This is a genomic window from Lentilitoribacter sp. EG35, from assembly GCF_040784015.1.
In the GTDB taxonomy this organism is placed as follows: Bacteria; Pseudomonadota; Alphaproteobacteria; order Rhizobiales; family Rhizobiaceae; genus Lentilitoribacter.
In genome coordinates this window covers 38,278-55,081 of the sequence record NZ_JBFNGQ010000003.1, presented here as the reverse complement: position 1 = coordinate 55,081, position 16,804 = coordinate 38,278, and the positions used below count along the sequence as shown (strand labels likewise).

The 16,804-nt window shown below is 45.2% G+C and carries 9 protein-coding genes and 1 pseudogene; 8 read left to right on the top strand and 2 right to left on the bottom strand.

Going from position 1 to position 16,804, the window contains the following annotated elements; translation table 11 throughout:
- The first annotated feature begins 79 nt into the window (after positions 1-79).
- Positions 80-1,687 (top strand): isocitrate lyase, encoded by a 1,608-nt coding sequence (locus tag AB2J24_RS06545; protein WP_367384890.1) that lies wholly within the window; start codon positions 80-82, stop codon positions 1,685-1,687.
- 120 nt (positions 1,688-1,807) lie between these two features.
- Here the strand turns inward: AB2J24_RS06545 and AB2J24_RS06540 are convergent, their stop codons facing one another.
- Positions 1,808-3,136, bottom strand: coding sequence for a PLP-dependent aminotransferase family protein (locus AB2J24_RS06540; protein ID WP_367384889.1), 1,329 nt, complete (start codon positions 3,134-3,136; stop codon positions 1,808-1,810).
- A gap of 88 nt (positions 3,137-3,224) precedes the next feature.
- Here AB2J24_RS06540 and AB2J24_RS06535 point away from each other — a divergent pair.
- Positions 3,225-4,197 (top strand): annotated as a pseudogene (locus tag AB2J24_RS06535) (threonine ammonia-lyase).
- A gap of 589 nt (positions 4,198-4,786) precedes the next feature.
- Here AB2J24_RS06535 and AB2J24_RS06530 read toward each other — a convergent pair.
- Positions 4,787-5,581, bottom strand: coding sequence for a YARHG domain-containing protein (locus AB2J24_RS06530; RefSeq protein WP_367384888.1), 795 nt, complete (start codon positions 5,579-5,581; stop codon positions 4,787-4,789).
- A 201-nt stretch (positions 5,582-5,782) separates the two neighbouring features.
- Between AB2J24_RS06530 and AB2J24_RS06525 the strand changes: the two genes are divergently transcribed.
- From AB2J24_RS06525 to AB2J24_RS06500, 6 genes are read left to right on the top strand one after another with little or no spacing between them, the layout of a single operon-like run.
- Positions 5,783-7,525 carry a vWA domain-containing protein gene (locus AB2J24_RS06525; protein ID WP_367384887.1) on the top strand — a complete coding sequence of 581 codons (1,743 nt, stop codon included), beginning with the start codon at positions 5,783-5,785 and terminating at the stop codon, positions 7,523-7,525.
- 12 nt (positions 7,526-7,537) lie between these two features.
- Entirely contained in the window at positions 7,538-7,924 is a 387-nt protein-coding gene (locus tag AB2J24_RS06520; RefSeq protein ID WP_367384886.1) for an SH3 domain-containing protein, read from the top strand.
- A 10-nt stretch (positions 7,925-7,934) separates the two neighbouring features.
- The gene (locus AB2J24_RS06515; protein ID WP_367384885.1) at positions 7,935-9,659 is read left to right on the top strand and encodes a vWA domain-containing protein; all 1,725 of its coding nucleotides are present in this window, start codon (positions 7,935-7,937) and stop codon (positions 9,657-9,659) included.
- An 8-nt stretch (positions 9,660-9,667) separates the two neighbouring features.
- Complete coding sequence (locus tag AB2J24_RS06510; RefSeq protein ID WP_367384884.1) at positions 9,668-10,150, top strand: hypothetical protein; 483 nt, start codon at positions 9,668-9,670, stop codon at positions 10,148-10,150.
- Position 10,151: 1 nt separating this feature from the next.
- Complete coding sequence (locus AB2J24_RS06505) at positions 10,152-14,660, top strand: hypothetical protein (RefSeq protein ID WP_367384883.1); 4,509 nt, start codon at positions 10,152-10,154, stop codon at positions 14,658-14,660.
- The gene (locus AB2J24_RS06500) at positions 14,660-16,732 is read left to right on the top strand and encodes a hypothetical protein (protein ID WP_367384882.1); all 2,073 of its coding nucleotides are present in this window, start codon (positions 14,660-14,662) and stop codon (positions 16,730-16,732) included. Before AB2J24_RS06505 ends, AB2J24_RS06500 begins: the two co-directional genes overlap by 1 nt.
- Positions 16,733-16,804: the final 72 nt, after the last annotated feature.

The window sequence follows — 16,804 nt, the reverse complement described above, 5'->3', positions numbered from 1 at the left end:
GTTTTCGCAGAAATATCTCAGGCGAACCGAATAATAGAGCAAGTAGTAAAAATTGTAAAACTATGATGGAGTCATGATTATGACAAACTATTCACAACAGATCTCAGCGGCTAAATCCTTGATTGGCGAAAATGGCAACCCTTGGGCAGCAATTGAGGCGGAATCAGTGGCTCGCATGCGTTTGCAAAACCGTTTCAAAACCGGTTTGGACATCGCTCAGTACACTGCAGATATCATGCGCCGCGATATGGATGCGTATGATGCCGACCCCGCAAACTACACGCAAAGCCTTGGTTGCTGGCACGGTTTCATCGGTCAGCAGAAGATGATTTCTATCAAGAAGCATTTTGAAACAACTAAAGGTCGTTACTTATATCTTTCCGGTTGGATGGTTGCAGCGCTTCGTTCAGAATTCGGTCCCCTGCCGGATCAATCAATGCATGAAAAAACTTCCGTTCCTGCATTGATCGAAGAGCTTTACACATTCTTGCGTCAGGCAGATGCGCGTGAGCTTGGCGGCTTGTTTCGTGATCTCGATGCTGCACGCGAAGCTGGTGATGCTGGCAAAGAGCAGGAAGCGCTGAAGGCAATCGATAATCACGAAACACATGTTGTTCCGGTTATTGCAGATATAGATGCAGGCTTTGGTAATGCCGAAGCAACATATCTGCTTGCAAAGAAAATGATCGAAGCGGGTGCATGTGCATTGCAGATCGAAAACCAGGTGTCTGATGAAAAACAGTGTGGCCACCAAGACGGTAAAGTTACAGTTCCACACGAAGATTTCTTGGCAAAAGTTCGCGCTTGTCGTTATGCATTCTTAGAAATGGGTATCGATAATGGTATTATCGTTACGCGTACGGACAGCTTGGGTGCTGGTCTGACAAAACAAATCGCGGTTTCTAAAGAGCCGGGTGATTTGGGTGATCAGTATAACTCATTCCTTGACTGCGAAGAGATCACGGCTGACAACATGCAAAATGGCGATGTTATCTTGAACCGTGATGGCAAAATGATGCGTCCTAAGCGTCTGCCGTCAAACTTGTTCCAGTTTAAATCTGGCACTGGTGAAGATCGTTGTGTTCTTGACTCAATCACGTCCTTGCAAAACGGCGCTGATCTTCTTTGGATCGAAACAGAGAAGCCGCATATCGGTCAGATCGGCGGTATGGTGAACCGTATTCGCGAGACAATTCCGAATGCGAAACTGGTTTATAACAATTCACCATCATTCAATTGGACGCTGAACTTCCGTCAGCAGGTATTTGATGCATGGTTGGATGAGGGTAAAGATGTAACTTTATATGACCGCGCAAAACTCATGAGCGCACAGTATGATGAAACTGAACTTGGTATTGAAGCTGATAATCGTATCCGCACATTCCAGGAAGATTCGTCTCGTGAAGCAGGTATCTTCCACCACCTCATCACATTGCCGACATATCACACAGCTGCATTATCGACTGATAATCTGGCAAAAGAATACTTCGGTGATCAAGGCATGCTTGGCTACGTTGCTGGCGTTCAACGCAAGGAAATCCGTCAAGGTATTGCTTGTGTTAAGCACCAAAATATGGCTGGTTCAGACCTTGGTGATGATCACAAGGAATATTTTGCTGGAGAAGCTGCGCTGAAGGCTTCTGGCAAAGACAACACGATGAACCAGTTCGTAGACGCTGCTGAGTAGTCGCTGAAAGCATATATGTCCTTATTCTGGAAGGTAAGGGTATAAAAGAACCCCACGGGAGCAATCTCGTGGGGTTTACATTGATGAGGGATAATGTTGACTGCATCCGCCCAAATGTAATCATTCTTGCAGATGGGAAAGTACGCTTTCGACGGCATCAAGCCCCTGACTGAATTGCATACGCTGAGTTGGTGCGCCCAAGCATAACCTGATTTCTGGCTTTTTCGTTTTGGCCATGCTGGATATTGCGAACTGTTGCATGGATGAAACCTTTACGCCTTTTGCCATCAAAGATGCGACGATCTGATCGTCTGGTATTTTGCTAATAGCTGAAATACACGCGTGAAGGCTACCAGAAACAGTTCTGATTTGCAGAGGCATTTCCGCCAATTTTTCGTGTCGCCAAGCTACCTCGATGCGCTTTTGGCGGACAATATCATCAAACATGCCTGATTGGATGATTTCAGCAGCCGTATCAATCATCAAAGGTGTTGCCATCCAGTTTGTAGTTCTCACAAGTTGCGCCATAGCGCTGCCCTTGTGTTCGGGACAAGCGAGATAACAGATACGTAAGCCCGGTGCCCAGCTTTTGGAGAATGTTCGGATATGGAAGGTGCGCTCAGGTGCTAGCGCATAAAGTGGCAGGCCTGCGGGGTCGGACAAAAACCCATAGGCGTCATCTTCGATCACTGTGATGTCGAATTTCCGTGCAATGCGCGCTATTTGGTGTCGTCTTACATCGGATTGTATCGTCGAGCTTGGGTTTTGGAAATTGGGCATCGTGTACAGCGCAGCGACCCGGTGAGTTTCGCAGATTTCTTCCAAGTGCTCCGCATCAAGGCCATCTTCATCGAGCCTAACCGGGATCAATTCGAGCCGCAGCTGCTTTGCTGCCAGCTGAAGTCCCGGATAGCTTAACTCTTCAATAGCAACAGCATCACCGGGTCGACAACTTGCCATCAGGGACATGAATATCCCATGTTGCCCACCGCTACATATAACGGTGTCCTCTGGACTAACTGAGAAAGATCGCGAAAGGAACTGTGATGCAAAATAGCGGTCAGAATTTGTGCCGTGATTTTCACGGTAGAATAGGTAATCTGTTTGCTTTTTTAAAACTGTTGAAACAGCCTGAGCAAAAAGGTCAACTTGTGTGGGTAGTATCATATAGTTTCGGCTGAAATCGATGACTTCGTTAGGCAATTCCTGAATAGCGAAATCTGTGTAGTCGTGTTCAACCGGATGTCGTACAAATGTGCCACGTCCAATTTCACCGCGGGTCAAGCCAATTGCTGTCAGTTCGTCATAAACTCGGCTCGCAGTGCCAAGCGATATGCCTTTCTGATAGGCGAGGGTCCGAAGGGGCAAGAGTTTCTCTCCAGCTTTAAGCTTGCCGTTAGAGATATCGTTTGTGATCTCTAAAACAATTTGACGAAACTTGGATGGCATTAAATTGTCCTATGTACATTGTTTTAATTGTTCTAGAAAATTCAGTATTGTATCAATTTATCGAAACCCGATTAAGGAGACAATGACCGTGCCGAACATTTCCGATATAAAAGAGGCTCAGGAGGCTATCCGGCCTTATGCAGTCCGTACACCACTTCTGGAATCTCCTCTGATTAATGATCGATTGAACGGCCGTTTGCTGGTCAAGGCCGAGTGTCTTCAGACTACGGGATCATTTAAACTGCGCGGTGCTTTAAACCGCATCAGCCGATTTACAGATGATGAGAAGGCACGGGGCCTTGTTGCATATTCATCTGGTAATCATGCGCAAGGGGTTGCATATGCGGCGCGTGCGTTAGGAACAACAGCGGTTATTGTGATGCCCAAAGATGCTCCCGCAACTAAAGTTGCCAAGACCAAAGCATATGGTGGCGAGGTAGTGTTCTATGATAGATACACAGAAGATCGTGTTGCCGTTGGGGAAAAAATCAGCAAAGAGCGTGGCCTAATTCTAGTTCCACCTTTTGATGATCCATATGTGATTTCGGGACAAGGAACGCTTGGGCTTGAGGTGGCTGAACAAGCGGCTGAAATGAACGCACAAATAGATACGTTTTTGGTATGTTGTTCAGGGGGGCGGGCTGACATCAGGATGCGTACTTGCGCTAGAGGCTCAATCTCCCTCGACCAAGGTCTATGGTGTAGAGCCTGAAAATTTTGATGACACTCGTCGATCACTTGAAGCGGGAAAATTAGTTTCAAATGACCCGGATGCAAGATCAATTTGTGATGCCATGCTGGTTGAAAAACCTGGCCAGCTTACATTCCCGATCTTGCAAAAACTGTTGTCCGGTGTGCTGGTTGTCAGTGACCAAGAGGCAATGAATGCGGTGGCTGTTGCACATGAAGAATTGAAAATCACCGTTGAGCCCGGAGGGGCCGTTGCACTTGCCGCCGCTTTAAGTGGAAAGATTGATCTATGTGGCAAAACTGTTGCGGCGGTCTGCACGGGCGGCAACGTGGATACAGATGTGTTCATGCAGTCCCTTAGAACAGCGTGAAGTTCTTTAATGGAGAAAACTCATGGAGGTGCATTATTAAGTTATTCGTATGTATTCGTTATACTCGTCATGAATGATGGAAAACTAACATGTTATAGTAAATTTTAAGCGTCCGGAATTCTTTAAGAGGACGGTCAATTAGTTTGTGTAAAATTCAAGATTTCGCGATAATGCAATTAAAAACTGAAACAGGTTATGATTGGGGCCTTGAGTTGGCATACGTGTTCCTTATCTTTGCGGATCAGGACGAAGTTTTTTGGAACCTAGAAAATTTATGCCATGCTATTGAGATAGAACCGTAAAACTTGGGGTAGTTTACGAATTAGTGCGAAATGACACCATAAGGATTTTGTCGAACTAAATTGAAGAACCGTTTGTGGTATTTTCAATAAGATATGAGTAGAGACACACATTTCTTGCCCCAGAGAGCCATTTTACTCTATTCCACAAACCTGCGTTTGAGAAACAGCCAAGGTCGGCTCTGAGCCCTTCTTGGACATTAGCTACGACTGACAAACGTCTGCTCTTGACCATTAAACAGCCCTTGAAATCCAATTCAATATGGTCTGCCGTGTGCCACAAGCGGAAATCAATAACACTCATTTAATTGACCGCTACAGTTATACTGACCGCCTCTAGCTTTGCACTCGTAATTGCGGATTATTTCGGCATTTCGATATTCAAGATCGCTAAGGCGGACATCGCCAGATTTTTTTGAATACCATCCATTTGGGTTTGCCTCGGTTTTTGCCCAGCTATCGAAATGTTTTTGCAAACACATGGAGCTGACCTTAACAAATGGTCGTCCCTTGCGGGCAAAAAGTTCATTTCTGGCGACATATAGCTCCCATCCTGAGAGAGTTTCCAAGATTCTTTCACTGATAACTTTTGTTTCTGAGTTAGGGATCACAAAACCTGTTTCCGATACGCGCAACTGCGTGGGCGGTATTTGATCGAGATAGGTAATCTTGCTGCCGTTATTTGTCAGAAAGGCTATTGCAGTCACAACAATGAGAACTCCCGCCAATCCTACGAGAATCCATTTGAGTGATTTGGAATTTATGGTCAAATTCGTTTTGGTTTCAGTTTCAACCGATAAGCCAACATCAGTTTCAATGAACTTAAAGATCTGTTTCAGATCGTCGTCTGAAAGTTTTAGTGCCAGCGCCACAAGTTTGAATTGCTGGTCATCGATACTGCGAGGTGTAGACTTGTTATTGCGCCAGTTGTTGATCGTTCGGCGTTGGACATTTACGCGTGGGAAAAGCTGTTCTTGAACTTGCATGGCACGGCGAGCCAGTTGTTCATCAGACCTAAATCCTCGTTCCCGCATGATGGCTGTAAAATATTCTCCAAAGGAACCGTAACTTTTATGTGAAGACATCGAGAAGCAGACTAATTTAACTAGTTGATATTTATATCTAATAATTGGAAACTTCCGGAAAGGAGTTCCGATTTCCAATTTATAGCGGCCTAAAGTATTTCTCAATGCATTTTTTCTTGTTACTTTCCCGTCACTTAATCAAATTAACGTGACAAAGTTGCATAAACTGCAACCACAGTATTTTAAAAGCGGCGAATATAAATGGATAATATTTTAAAGACTTCGATTATCTCGGGCATGGCATTCATGTCGTCACTAGGTTTGGCAATATCTCAGCAGGCAAGTCAGACGGCTGAAAATAGCGAAGTGATGTTCGTACTGGACGGCTCGAACTCCATGTGGGGCCAGATCAACGGAACAGCAAAAATATCCATTGCCAAAGACGTTATGACGGATTTAATCGCAAATCTGGACCCTAATATTAACATGGGGTTGATGGCCTACGGTCACCGTCGGAAAAACGATTGTAAAGATATTGAAGTCTTGGCTTTGCCCGGTCCTATCGATCGGCAACAGATGATTAAGCATGTTCAAAATATTACCCCGCGCGGTAAAACACCGCTAACACAAGCATTGTTTCTAGGTGCGTTTAGCCTCGAATACTTTACCGGAAAATCATCCGTCGTGTTGGTGAGCGATGGATTGGAAACCTGTAACGCCGATCCATGTGCGCAAGCTCGCTCGCTGGAGATCGTAAATCCTGGTTTTGATGTTCATGTCGTTGGTTTTGATGTGACGAGCGAAGAATCTAGAAGCCTGCAATGCATCGCTGATGAGACAGGTGGAAAGTTTTTCCGCGCAAATAATGCAAATGAGTTGAAAGATGCTTTGGCGCAAACACTGGCTGCTGCCGTACAAGGTAATAATAGCGTCTCAAGCTCAGCCGATGCAGACGGGCAGGGTTCAGACGGCAGCGACACCCCAACCGAAGCTCTTGGCGAGAACTACTTATACGCAAAGCTTTGTGAAACATGTGAAAGGCTTGATCCATTAAGGGTCAACTGGAACGTCCACAAAGACGGAAAACCGCATTATCAGGGCGTCGGCTCGGCCTATTCCCAAGAGCCACTATTCAGCCAAGGCACATATCAAGTTGGAGCGCGCCTCGGTACTTCTGTCGTTACTGCCTCAGGCGAAGTTGAATTTGGTGAAGATGGCGAGCAAATCGGCGAGTTAAACCTCAATGCCGGCAATGCCAGAATTTTTGCTTACGCCACTGATGACAAGACCATTCCACAAGGCGCTTTCTTCAGATTTTTCCCAATCATCAACGGGAAAGTTCAGGATCAACTCACAGAGGCGAGCGGGAACGATCAAGAAACGTGGTTGCCTGCTGGGAAGTATAAAATCACAGCTCAAATTAATCAGATTGAGGAATCCGCTGAAATTGAAATCATCGCCGGGCAGGAAACTATTAATGAATTTGACCTTCGTCTTGGATATATCCGACCTGATGTGGTGCTATTCGAAGGTGGAAAAATCAACCGTGGAGTGTTTTATCAGTTATTTGATGCAGAAACTGGAACAGAAAAGGCGATAGCCACTGGCGTGCATAATGAGCCAATGCCCGCAAAGCCGGGCAAATATAATCTGCTTGTCAGCTACAATTCACCGAATTTTATTGGAAGAGCAGATATCAAATTTCCGGTCGAAATTAAAGCGGGTGAAACCATCAACGGACCATATGTCCTGAATGTTGGTCGCTTTGAATACAATATCAGTTCCAAATCAGGATTGCCAATCGGTGGTGTTTGGCTTCAGAAAGTCAGTGAAGACGGAAAAAGTACGAGTGAATTCGACTTCAGAAGTAATGCCAAATACCCCGGTGTAGCGCCCGAAGGCACATATAGATTCAGGGTTCGCGTTGGTGATAATTTCCCGGTTACCGGACCATTTGAAATCGTCGCGGGCGAAGTTCGCGAACTCAATATCGAATTCCCATAAGGAGAAATGAACATGAAAAAGCTAACTAAAACTATTCTCGGGTCGGCTCTCCTGGTAGGGAGCATCGCAATAAGCAACGCACAAGTATTGGACATTGACGTGATGGAGCGTGCCGATGATGGATTGGACACATGTGCTTATGGTCAGGTTGCTGGCCTCAAAGAAAATGGCGATGGATTCCTTTCAGTGCGCAGAGGTCCTGCAGTGTCACATGAGTCTTTTGACCAACTCAAGAACAACGACAAGGTCTGGCTTTTTGAAGAAAAAGATGGGTGGTACGGTATTGTTTACGGTGTTGATGACCACAACTGCAGCCCAATAGATAAGGATCGTCCTGTAGATACGATTGGGAAAAAAGGCTGGGTTTATGGCAAATGGATTGAACCGCTTGCAGGATAGGAAAATAAAAATGAACAGATTTTTAACGACTGCTGCAATCTCGGGCTTGGCGCTCGTGTCTTCTCTCGGTATGGCGTCATCGCAGCAAGCAGAAGATCCGGATGAGAAAAATAAAGTTATGTTTGTGCTCGATGGCTCAAACTCTATGTGGGGTCAAATCGACGGTACTGCCAAGATATCTATCGCCAAAGATGTAATGACGGATTTAATCGCCAATCTGGACCCAACTATGGAAATGGGCCTGATGGCCTATGGCCACCGGAAGAAAAACGAATGTGGTGATATTGAAGTGCTGGCTCTCCCCGGGCCCGTCGACAGGGGGCAAATGATCGAACATGTTCAAAACATCTCGCCGCGCGGCAAAACACCCATTTCAGGTGCACTAACTATCGCAGCACTAAGCGTTAATTCTTTTTCCGGCAAGTCATCTGTTGTGCTGGTTAGTGATGGGTTGGAAACTTGTGAAGCAGACCCATGCGCAACAGCGCGTAATCTGGGCATTATAAATCCCGGGTTTGACGTGCATGTCGTTGGTTTTGATGTGACACGCGAAGAATCTGAAAGCCTGCAATGCATCGCCGATGCAACAGGAGGAAAGTTTTTCCGCGCCAATAATGCGAATGAGCTGAAAGATGCGTTGACACAAACAGTGGCAGCGGTTGGCGGCAGCAACGAACCTCAAGCACCTGCAACAGAAACTGCGGAAGCAACTAAGCCTAAAGCTGGCACATTTTTATATACAAAGCTTTGCGATACTTGTAAGCGCCAAAAACCGCTCGATGCGAATTGGAATGTATTCAAAGATGGTAAACCGCATTATGCCGGATTAGGCGTTGTCTATGCAAATGATGCTGATTTTACACCCGGAAAATACGTGATTGCAGTTCGATATCTGTCATCCAACCTCACAGCCAGAGGCGAGGTTGAAATTGGAGAGGATGGACAACAAATCGGAGCGATAAATCTTAATGGCGGCAACGCGGTTCTCAATGCTTTTGCGACTGATGATAAAAATATTTCTGCGAGCCCAATACTGTATGAATTTTTCCCAATAGTAGACGGAAAAGTCGGTGAAAGTTTTGATGTGAATGCTTTCAGTAATGATAGCACTTGGCTTCCTGCTGGCAAATATAAAGTTACCGCCGAACACCAAGGTGTCGAGGCAGAAACTGAAATTGATATCATTGCCGGACAACAAACCGATTACATATTTGATATGCGTGTTGGTTACATTCAGCCGCAATTTGTATTATCCGCTGGAGAAAAGCCTATTCGCCCCGCAAGCTCTGCTTATAGTTTGATCGACGTTAAAACCAACAAGCAAGTTGTATCAAGCTCTTTAGCTTTTAATGAAAGGAAGGCAGTTAAACCTGGTGAGTATATTTTACGCACAAGGTATTTTGCGCCATTAGGAGAAGTCTCAGGCGAATTCCCCGTCACCATTAAAACAGGTGAAATACTCGATCGTGATTTTGTTTTGAATGCGGGAAGATTTAATTACGAAATCAAGACACCCAATGCCAATAATAAATTCTTTGTCATGACTTTACATCCAGTTGATGAAAATGGGAAAAGTCTTAAAAAGTTGGGTGGTAACATTAATCGGAAACATAGCGGTGTAGCGCCGTCTGGCAAATACCGATTTGAAATGTATTTGGGTGGAACCACACACTATTCAGACCCGTTTGAAATTATCGCGGGTCAAACCCAAACAATTAACGTGACAATTCCATGATTAAGAAAATGAAATACGTTTATTATATCGCTATCGTCACAGCTTTATTCATTCCCCAATTTGTGGCGAACGCACAGGACCTACCGGGCTTGGTTTGGTCAGATCGCGTCTCAAAAGAAACGGCAGACGGCGACATCAAAGAGACAGCACCATATGTCGAAATCGGCACGATCCGCCTTAGCCGCTTTTCGCAAATGCAGTCTTTGACCTTGCAAGATACTATGACAGTCGGCAGTGACGACGAGGTGGAAACGCTATTTGTTTTCCGCGCTTGGCAGGGCGGCGCAAGCCAAGGTGAGCAATTGATACTCGTCACAGCGTCTCCAAATGGCGTTGATGTGATTGGCCCATTTGCCCAAGACTTTGAAACCGTAACCATCACACCCGCAACCGCTGATTTCGGCCCAATCTTTGAACTTTATGGGGCAGATGTAGATAAGCCAATTGCACGTCTAGAGTATTTTGACGGTCAGCTAATCGAGATAAATTGATATGCCTTTTAAAAACAAATTACTAATCACGACAGCATGTGTGTTTATTTCGCTATCCGCCGCGTCAGCTCAGCAAAATATTTCGCCTGCTGAGGCTGAGAAACTAGTTGTTCGGTCAGAGGTAAATTTAAAAACCAATATAGCAACGGTTCAACGTTTAGAGAGCAATCCGCCTTCTTCATTTGAGCCGGCAAAGACATTTTCAGCGCAAACACCCGACGGCAAAAATTACATCAAAAAACTAACCGAAGCACGTATTGCAGCTGCCGCGAGTGAGAAGCGACTTCGTTATGGGCTGTCACAACAATACGTAAACAAAAATAAAAATGGTGCGCCGGACAATGCGCGGTTCACCGCTGAAGAAGAATATAAATCTGAGAGAACAAAAATACAAAGCGAACTTGCTCGTGAAATTAAGCTTGGCAATAGAGAACAAGCTGAAAAACAAGCGAAAGCTGCTTTTCTTGCTGCTCAGGCTAGACGACGTGCGAAACTAAATGCTGCAAACGACGCGGACGGCGTTGAAGGCGATGACCTATTTACCGTTCGACAATTGTCGCAAAAAGCTGTTGCCCCTTTGCGAGAAAAACAATGGTTCGACTTTGAAGACAAACCCGCATCCCGAGGTTCGCAGATTAGTCAGCGTAGCCAAGAATATGCCGCCGCTGCGAACGTCGTCGAGAAATTAGAACGGCAAGAGGCCTACCGAACGGCCCTTGATAAAGCTGAAAATGGCAATTTTCCCACACTGCATGGAATAGAACGTGTGGTAATCGAACGAGAAATCAAGAAAGGTATGCAGGACCGTTTTAAAGCCGCGACACCGGGCGATAATGAATATGATCCGCTCTCCTGGTTTAAGTCCACATCTGAAAGTCATCCAAACAATTTTGCCTATCGAGAAGTCAGGCAAAATATAGCATCGGACCCCGAGCTAAAAGCGCTAGACCATTTGAGCCCGACACAGAAGCTAAAACCGTCAAGCTACTTTGCCGCTGCATCCAAGGCATTGGTTGATGAGCGAGCATCTGTTGATAAATGGATGCAAAAGAAAATTGCTGAAGAATATGTCACTACTGGAGTGAGCGCCCTTGACCAATGGCAAGCCAAGATAAGAACAGGCCTTGGCACGGCAGCACAACTTTACGGTTTAGCAGGCGATAAGTCGATGGATGTTCTACGCAAGAATCACAATGAATTTAGGGCTCTCAACGCAACGGCGCAGGAAGCCATGCTAGCAGCGAGCGAAGTCGCCCGTAAAAAACTACCCATTTCGTCACTCTCAAAAGAACATTATAATTTATTGAAAAATGCCGGCTTCATTGAAACCGGAAAAGCTGGCGATAAATTTGTTATATCAACAAAAAACAAGAAGCTCGGGAAACTGTATGGCTCGCGCAATGCTGATACGCAGTCCAATTTCATTTTGGACGCGCTTGATACAGTCAGCGGCGAAGCAGCAATTAAAATAGCAGTGTCTCAAGGTGCATCGGCACTAGCGGCAACACAAGCAACCGGCACGGTGACGGGCCTGATTGCAGACGTTGCGGTGGATACTGTGCTCGATGCCAGTTACGAGCTGGCGTCTGGCAAAAAGATAGATTTCAAACGTCTTGTGCGTGACAAAGCCGTTCAACAATTATCTTCCGGCCTTGTGGGGCAAGCAGGGAATAAATGGGGTGAGGTTTTTGCGTCCCGTCAGGCGCAAAGTAGTACGAGAAAATTACTAACCGGTCTAATGGGTGAAGGCGCAGAAGGGCTGATTGAAGAAACCATTATTGCGACATCTGAAGGGCGAGATATCTCGCCCGAGCAAATTGCACAAAGTCTGGTTCAAAACGCTTTCCAAAAAGCACTATCCAGTAGTCCCGATAGCTATCGGTTTATTGAGAAACAAATCAAGGATTCTTTCGGGCCAGATCAGATCATAGCTCGAAATGATGTTTTGAAAGCATTAAAGGCGGTTGAAGATAGACGTGTCAGAGTGAACGAGGAACAGCGTGTGGCGATTGACGAACGTTTCGCGAAAGCGCTCGGTAATGATGGTATTAAAGACGTTGTAAATATTGCCAACAAAACTGACCTGAACGCTAAAACCAACGACGAGTTTTATGGCAGCAGTCGTTTTAAGAACCCTGCTGATAAAGCGCGCAATGATGCGCTTGCAACAAAGTTATTACAAGCAACCGAACGTGGCGAACTTTCTTTTAGTGATATCTCAGCAAAGCTTGCCGATGATCCAAACCTAAAGCCGGTTGTCGAAGAATATGCCGTTCGACGTGAAAAACTGATCAAGAAAGCTGTTGAACCTGCTAGAGAGGCTGCACTGGCCGACATTGAAAGAGAAGCTAAAAAGCGATTGGATGATGCAAAGGCAAAAAGTCCTAATGGCAATATTAATCCCGAGATCGCTGCACAAATAAAACGCTGGCAGGACGCAGAAATTGAAAAAGCAAATACACCGCTTATTGCACCGGGTTCGAAAAATCCAACAAGCGACATCGACCGCTCAACAGCAAGTGAGTTTTTGCGAAGTCGCCTTAAAGAACAATATAGAAATCTGGGCGCATTTGGCGATGCACCAGCAGCAACTTCTGCCCGCACATTAGATGTGAATGAATATATCAATGTCTTTAACACCATCAATGATACGCGTGCGTCAGGCACGTCTTTAGACAAATTACCAGCAACTGGAGACTATGAAGGTTTTAGCCATGCAGAGGCTGTCGAAATCAACTCACTTAGCGCAGCAATGCGCCACATGGGTGAAGACCAGAAAAGACTTTATGAGCAAAACAAGCTTGAGGGATTAGACCCCTTAGCCAAAGAGCGCCTAAAGAAAAAGTTTGAAGCCGCACGCCAACTCCAAAAAAAGACTGATGGCGAGATTAAGATAATGCGCGACCAGATTGCGGCAAAACGAAAGGCGGACGGGCTACCTCCTCTTCAAGACAGCGATCTTTCCACAGCTGCAAGGGACGCGCTTTATGGCCAGCGGACAAAAGAACTTGGTGAGAAAAAATTTGAATTTGATGAGGCAGGACGGGAGCTGGATATTATACGTCGTGAACGTGCCCAAACCGATCCTGAACTTGCGGCACTACTTAAACAAAAAGATGATATTGAAGCCTATTTGTCCAGAACTGGTAAGGACGGCAAACCGGATACGTTTGATTCAAATAAGCCTGAAGCGCGATTGCGCCTAACTGAAATAAACAGGAAGCTTAATGAGCTAGCAACCACCGGTTCAAAAGAAGCTATGCTCATTGGAAAGCGAAGTGAATTGGCAGCCTATCAGGAACGCCAATGGGGCCACACACTTGGGGGCGGAATTGAAACCTATACATCTTATGCAGGGCTTGATGCCGTTGTTAGCCAAGTGCAACTCACAGGCAAAAGCATTCGAGACCTGGTGGATGGCAATTCCTGGCTTGCAAATAAATATTCAAAGTCAGAGATTTCAAACGCCATTGATGATCAGATCATGATGATCACCCACCATATGAACGAGTTCAATGAAGGTTTTGAGGGTGCACCAGATGCCGCAAAAGCGCTTGGTAAATACGCTGAGCGCGCGCTTTTGTTTGTTCAGCTTCAAGGTGGTAAGCTTCCGGAAAGCTTTAATGAGCTTAGCAAATTGACAAAAGACATGGTTGCCAATCGCAAAGACGCTGAAAAGCTCAAAGCCGTTATGCTTAAATATGCCAAGGAGAAAACCGGAAAGGCTGACCTTGATGTTGGCATCAAAGAGCTTGCTAAACTGATCGAAAATACGCTTCCGGGCGCAAAGGGATTGTTTGATCCTCTCATTATCAAAAATGAAAAGAAGAACAATCCGGAAGCCTACAAGGAACGTCGCAAGCTCGCGCAAACATATATACGAAAAGAGCGAGAACGCGAGAATGAAGCATATCGTTTGACCAATGGCGATCAAGCCCTTGCAGATAAGCTTGGCGAAGAGCTTGATCAAAAAAAACAACGTTTAGCCGGTCTTGAAAATGAACGTCAACGACATCGTAATTTTTCCAAATATCCATTGGATAAATGGGGTGATGCAGAAGGCTTGCTAAGCGAGCAGGATCGGCTTGAAAAGCTTCTTAAACTGGCATCATTTCCATCAGATGATCAACCTTGTGTTACCCCAAAATGCATCGAAATTCGTACAGCGATTGATGATGTTAAAAAACAACTTAGGGATATTGAGGTTCCACGAGATAAAGATGGAAATCTGATCCTATCCGAGGAGATGCAAGATATTCTTGATAAAGATGATGAATTGATTTCTGATGCAAAAAACAAAGTGGAAAATCTCGAGAATGATCTGAAGGGGCTGTCAGAAGAAGAGCGAACACAAATTGCCGGCAATCCTCTTGAGCGCCTTCAAAAGGAGGATGAAAGCGATCAGCAGAAAAAATTCTGGTCTCCGAACACACCGTTAGAAATCACGATAGGTAACGACGAGGTTTCAGCCAGATATTTGGATGCAAGCGTTCAGTTGAGGGTGGAATAATGATCAACATAAATATGAAGCCTATGAACCTTGCAATTATCGTCGTGTCAGCTCTGCTGGTCCTCGTATCAATGCTGGGACAAAGCATAGCTGTTGAAGGTGAGAAGACAGAAACAACACGCATTACACTGACATATCGCGACCCGCAGCCAAATTCTGGCGAGGCGGTTGCAACCAAAAAACAACGCCGACTTGAGCAGCAGGAAAATATCGATTTATTCGGCACATTGGGATCAGAAAATCAGAATCTGGCAGCTGATGGACCAGAAGATGAAATTTCAATCACGCTCGAAATCACACCGCATATTATTCACGTCGATAATTCAGATCTCATTCGTTTTGAGACAGGTATCAAAGAAGTCTCAAAATGGTTTGGTGATGCCGTTCGCGATGATAGAAATCGTGAGGTTCGCAATGAATATGCGATCTCTCTCATTAGACTTCGCAACGAGCTGAAACGTTCTTTAACACGAGTTGAAGCAGAAGAGCTTAAGGTAACGGGAACGCTGCAACTTGATATGTTAAACAGCGAGTTTCAAAGCGTGTTTTCCCACCACGAATTGCTCAATGACCCGCTTCAGAAAATTACTCTTATTTATACCCCCAAAGACCCGTTGCCAAATATTCGCATCGTGAAACTGGGTGCGGCAGGAACAACGTTTGAACCGCGCAAGGTCGAGTATGATGTGCCGTTTTGGGTTGAAGTCTTTTACGAAAGCGAACCTCTTGAGCCACCAACAGAAGTAAATTTCTCATCGCTTGATGGCCCGATCAATGCGCCGGTTCTGCGCTTAAAAGAAGATGAATTCATCTGGCGTTCTCAAGCCATTGTTCTCAAACGCGAAGAAGATCCTTTTGCTGATGCGGCTGATGACGAGCCTTTACCTCATCTCGAACCGCAAGATAATCGTTTAATCCCCCTGATCGGAATAGTTTCTGAAGAAGATATGGGAAGATGCCTTAAAATCTGGGATGATTGGGAACAATTTAAATGTCTGGACCAAGCGACGATCATGCCGCCCATTGATGAAAGCTATTTGAATAGTGAACCCTCACCGCCAGATTTTAAAATTGAACTTCCTCCACCTGTAAATAATTTTCGAATTGTTAAAGATGAATGTGGGCACGAACATTATCCAGATCAACCTGTTGATCCCAACGATTCATACGCAAATGATTGCATGACAATCTGCGAGCCGGGAAAGGGTTGTAAGGCGGTAATCCCATCAGGCAGGCCCCCACGAATTTTGTCTGGTCAACAGACCACCATACCTGAGGTTGGCGTAGTGCCAGAAAACACTATAGACAACCAGATTGCTAATACTGAGCAGAATGAAATTACCTTACCTAACTTTGAGAAAGAACGTATTGGAATTGAAAACTTGCAATTGCCGAATGTGACATTGCCTGATCTCAACGGTATCACTGACCCAAAATTTAACGATGAATCCATTCTTCCTAACACGTCAGAAGCTAATCGCTTTGGCGATGCCATATCGATAGATCAAAACACCCTGCAGGACGTGCGTGACGAAGCTTTGGCGCCTGAAAATGATACTGGGATACTTTTAGACGGGAATGATATCCAACTATCCAACGATCTATTGCCAGACTTAAAAGGCATTGCGGATACACCCGTTGGCATAAACGAGATAATACCAGATGGTTCAAATTCGGAATCTGAACTTAGCATGCCAAGTATGGCACCTCGTATAGAGCTAGACCATAGCATTCCCGAGCTTCCATCCATGGAAGAATTAGGAATAGATGAAAGCGATTTTAAACTGCAGCAAAACATGGATGCAGAGCTTGATTTACAATTACCAGCATTAAACCAAGACGAACAAATTCAGTTTGGGATTAATCAGGATAATGGCAGAACATTGAGTGCCGGAACGCCGATAATCTCAAACAACGGCGAAGTAGAACTTGGGGAACTTGAAGGAACGCCCTTGGGTGAACTCATAACCAGATTAGGAAGTCAGTCTCCGGTTATCATCCAGCTCACCAAAGATGGTGTTCAGGAAGGTGATCAACTAGCAGCAAAAGCAATTTTAGATGCAATGAATTAAACTCAAGCTAGATTGGTTATGACTTCCAAGATACCTTGTAATGTCTCCTGTGGGCCAAACTTAGAACATAAT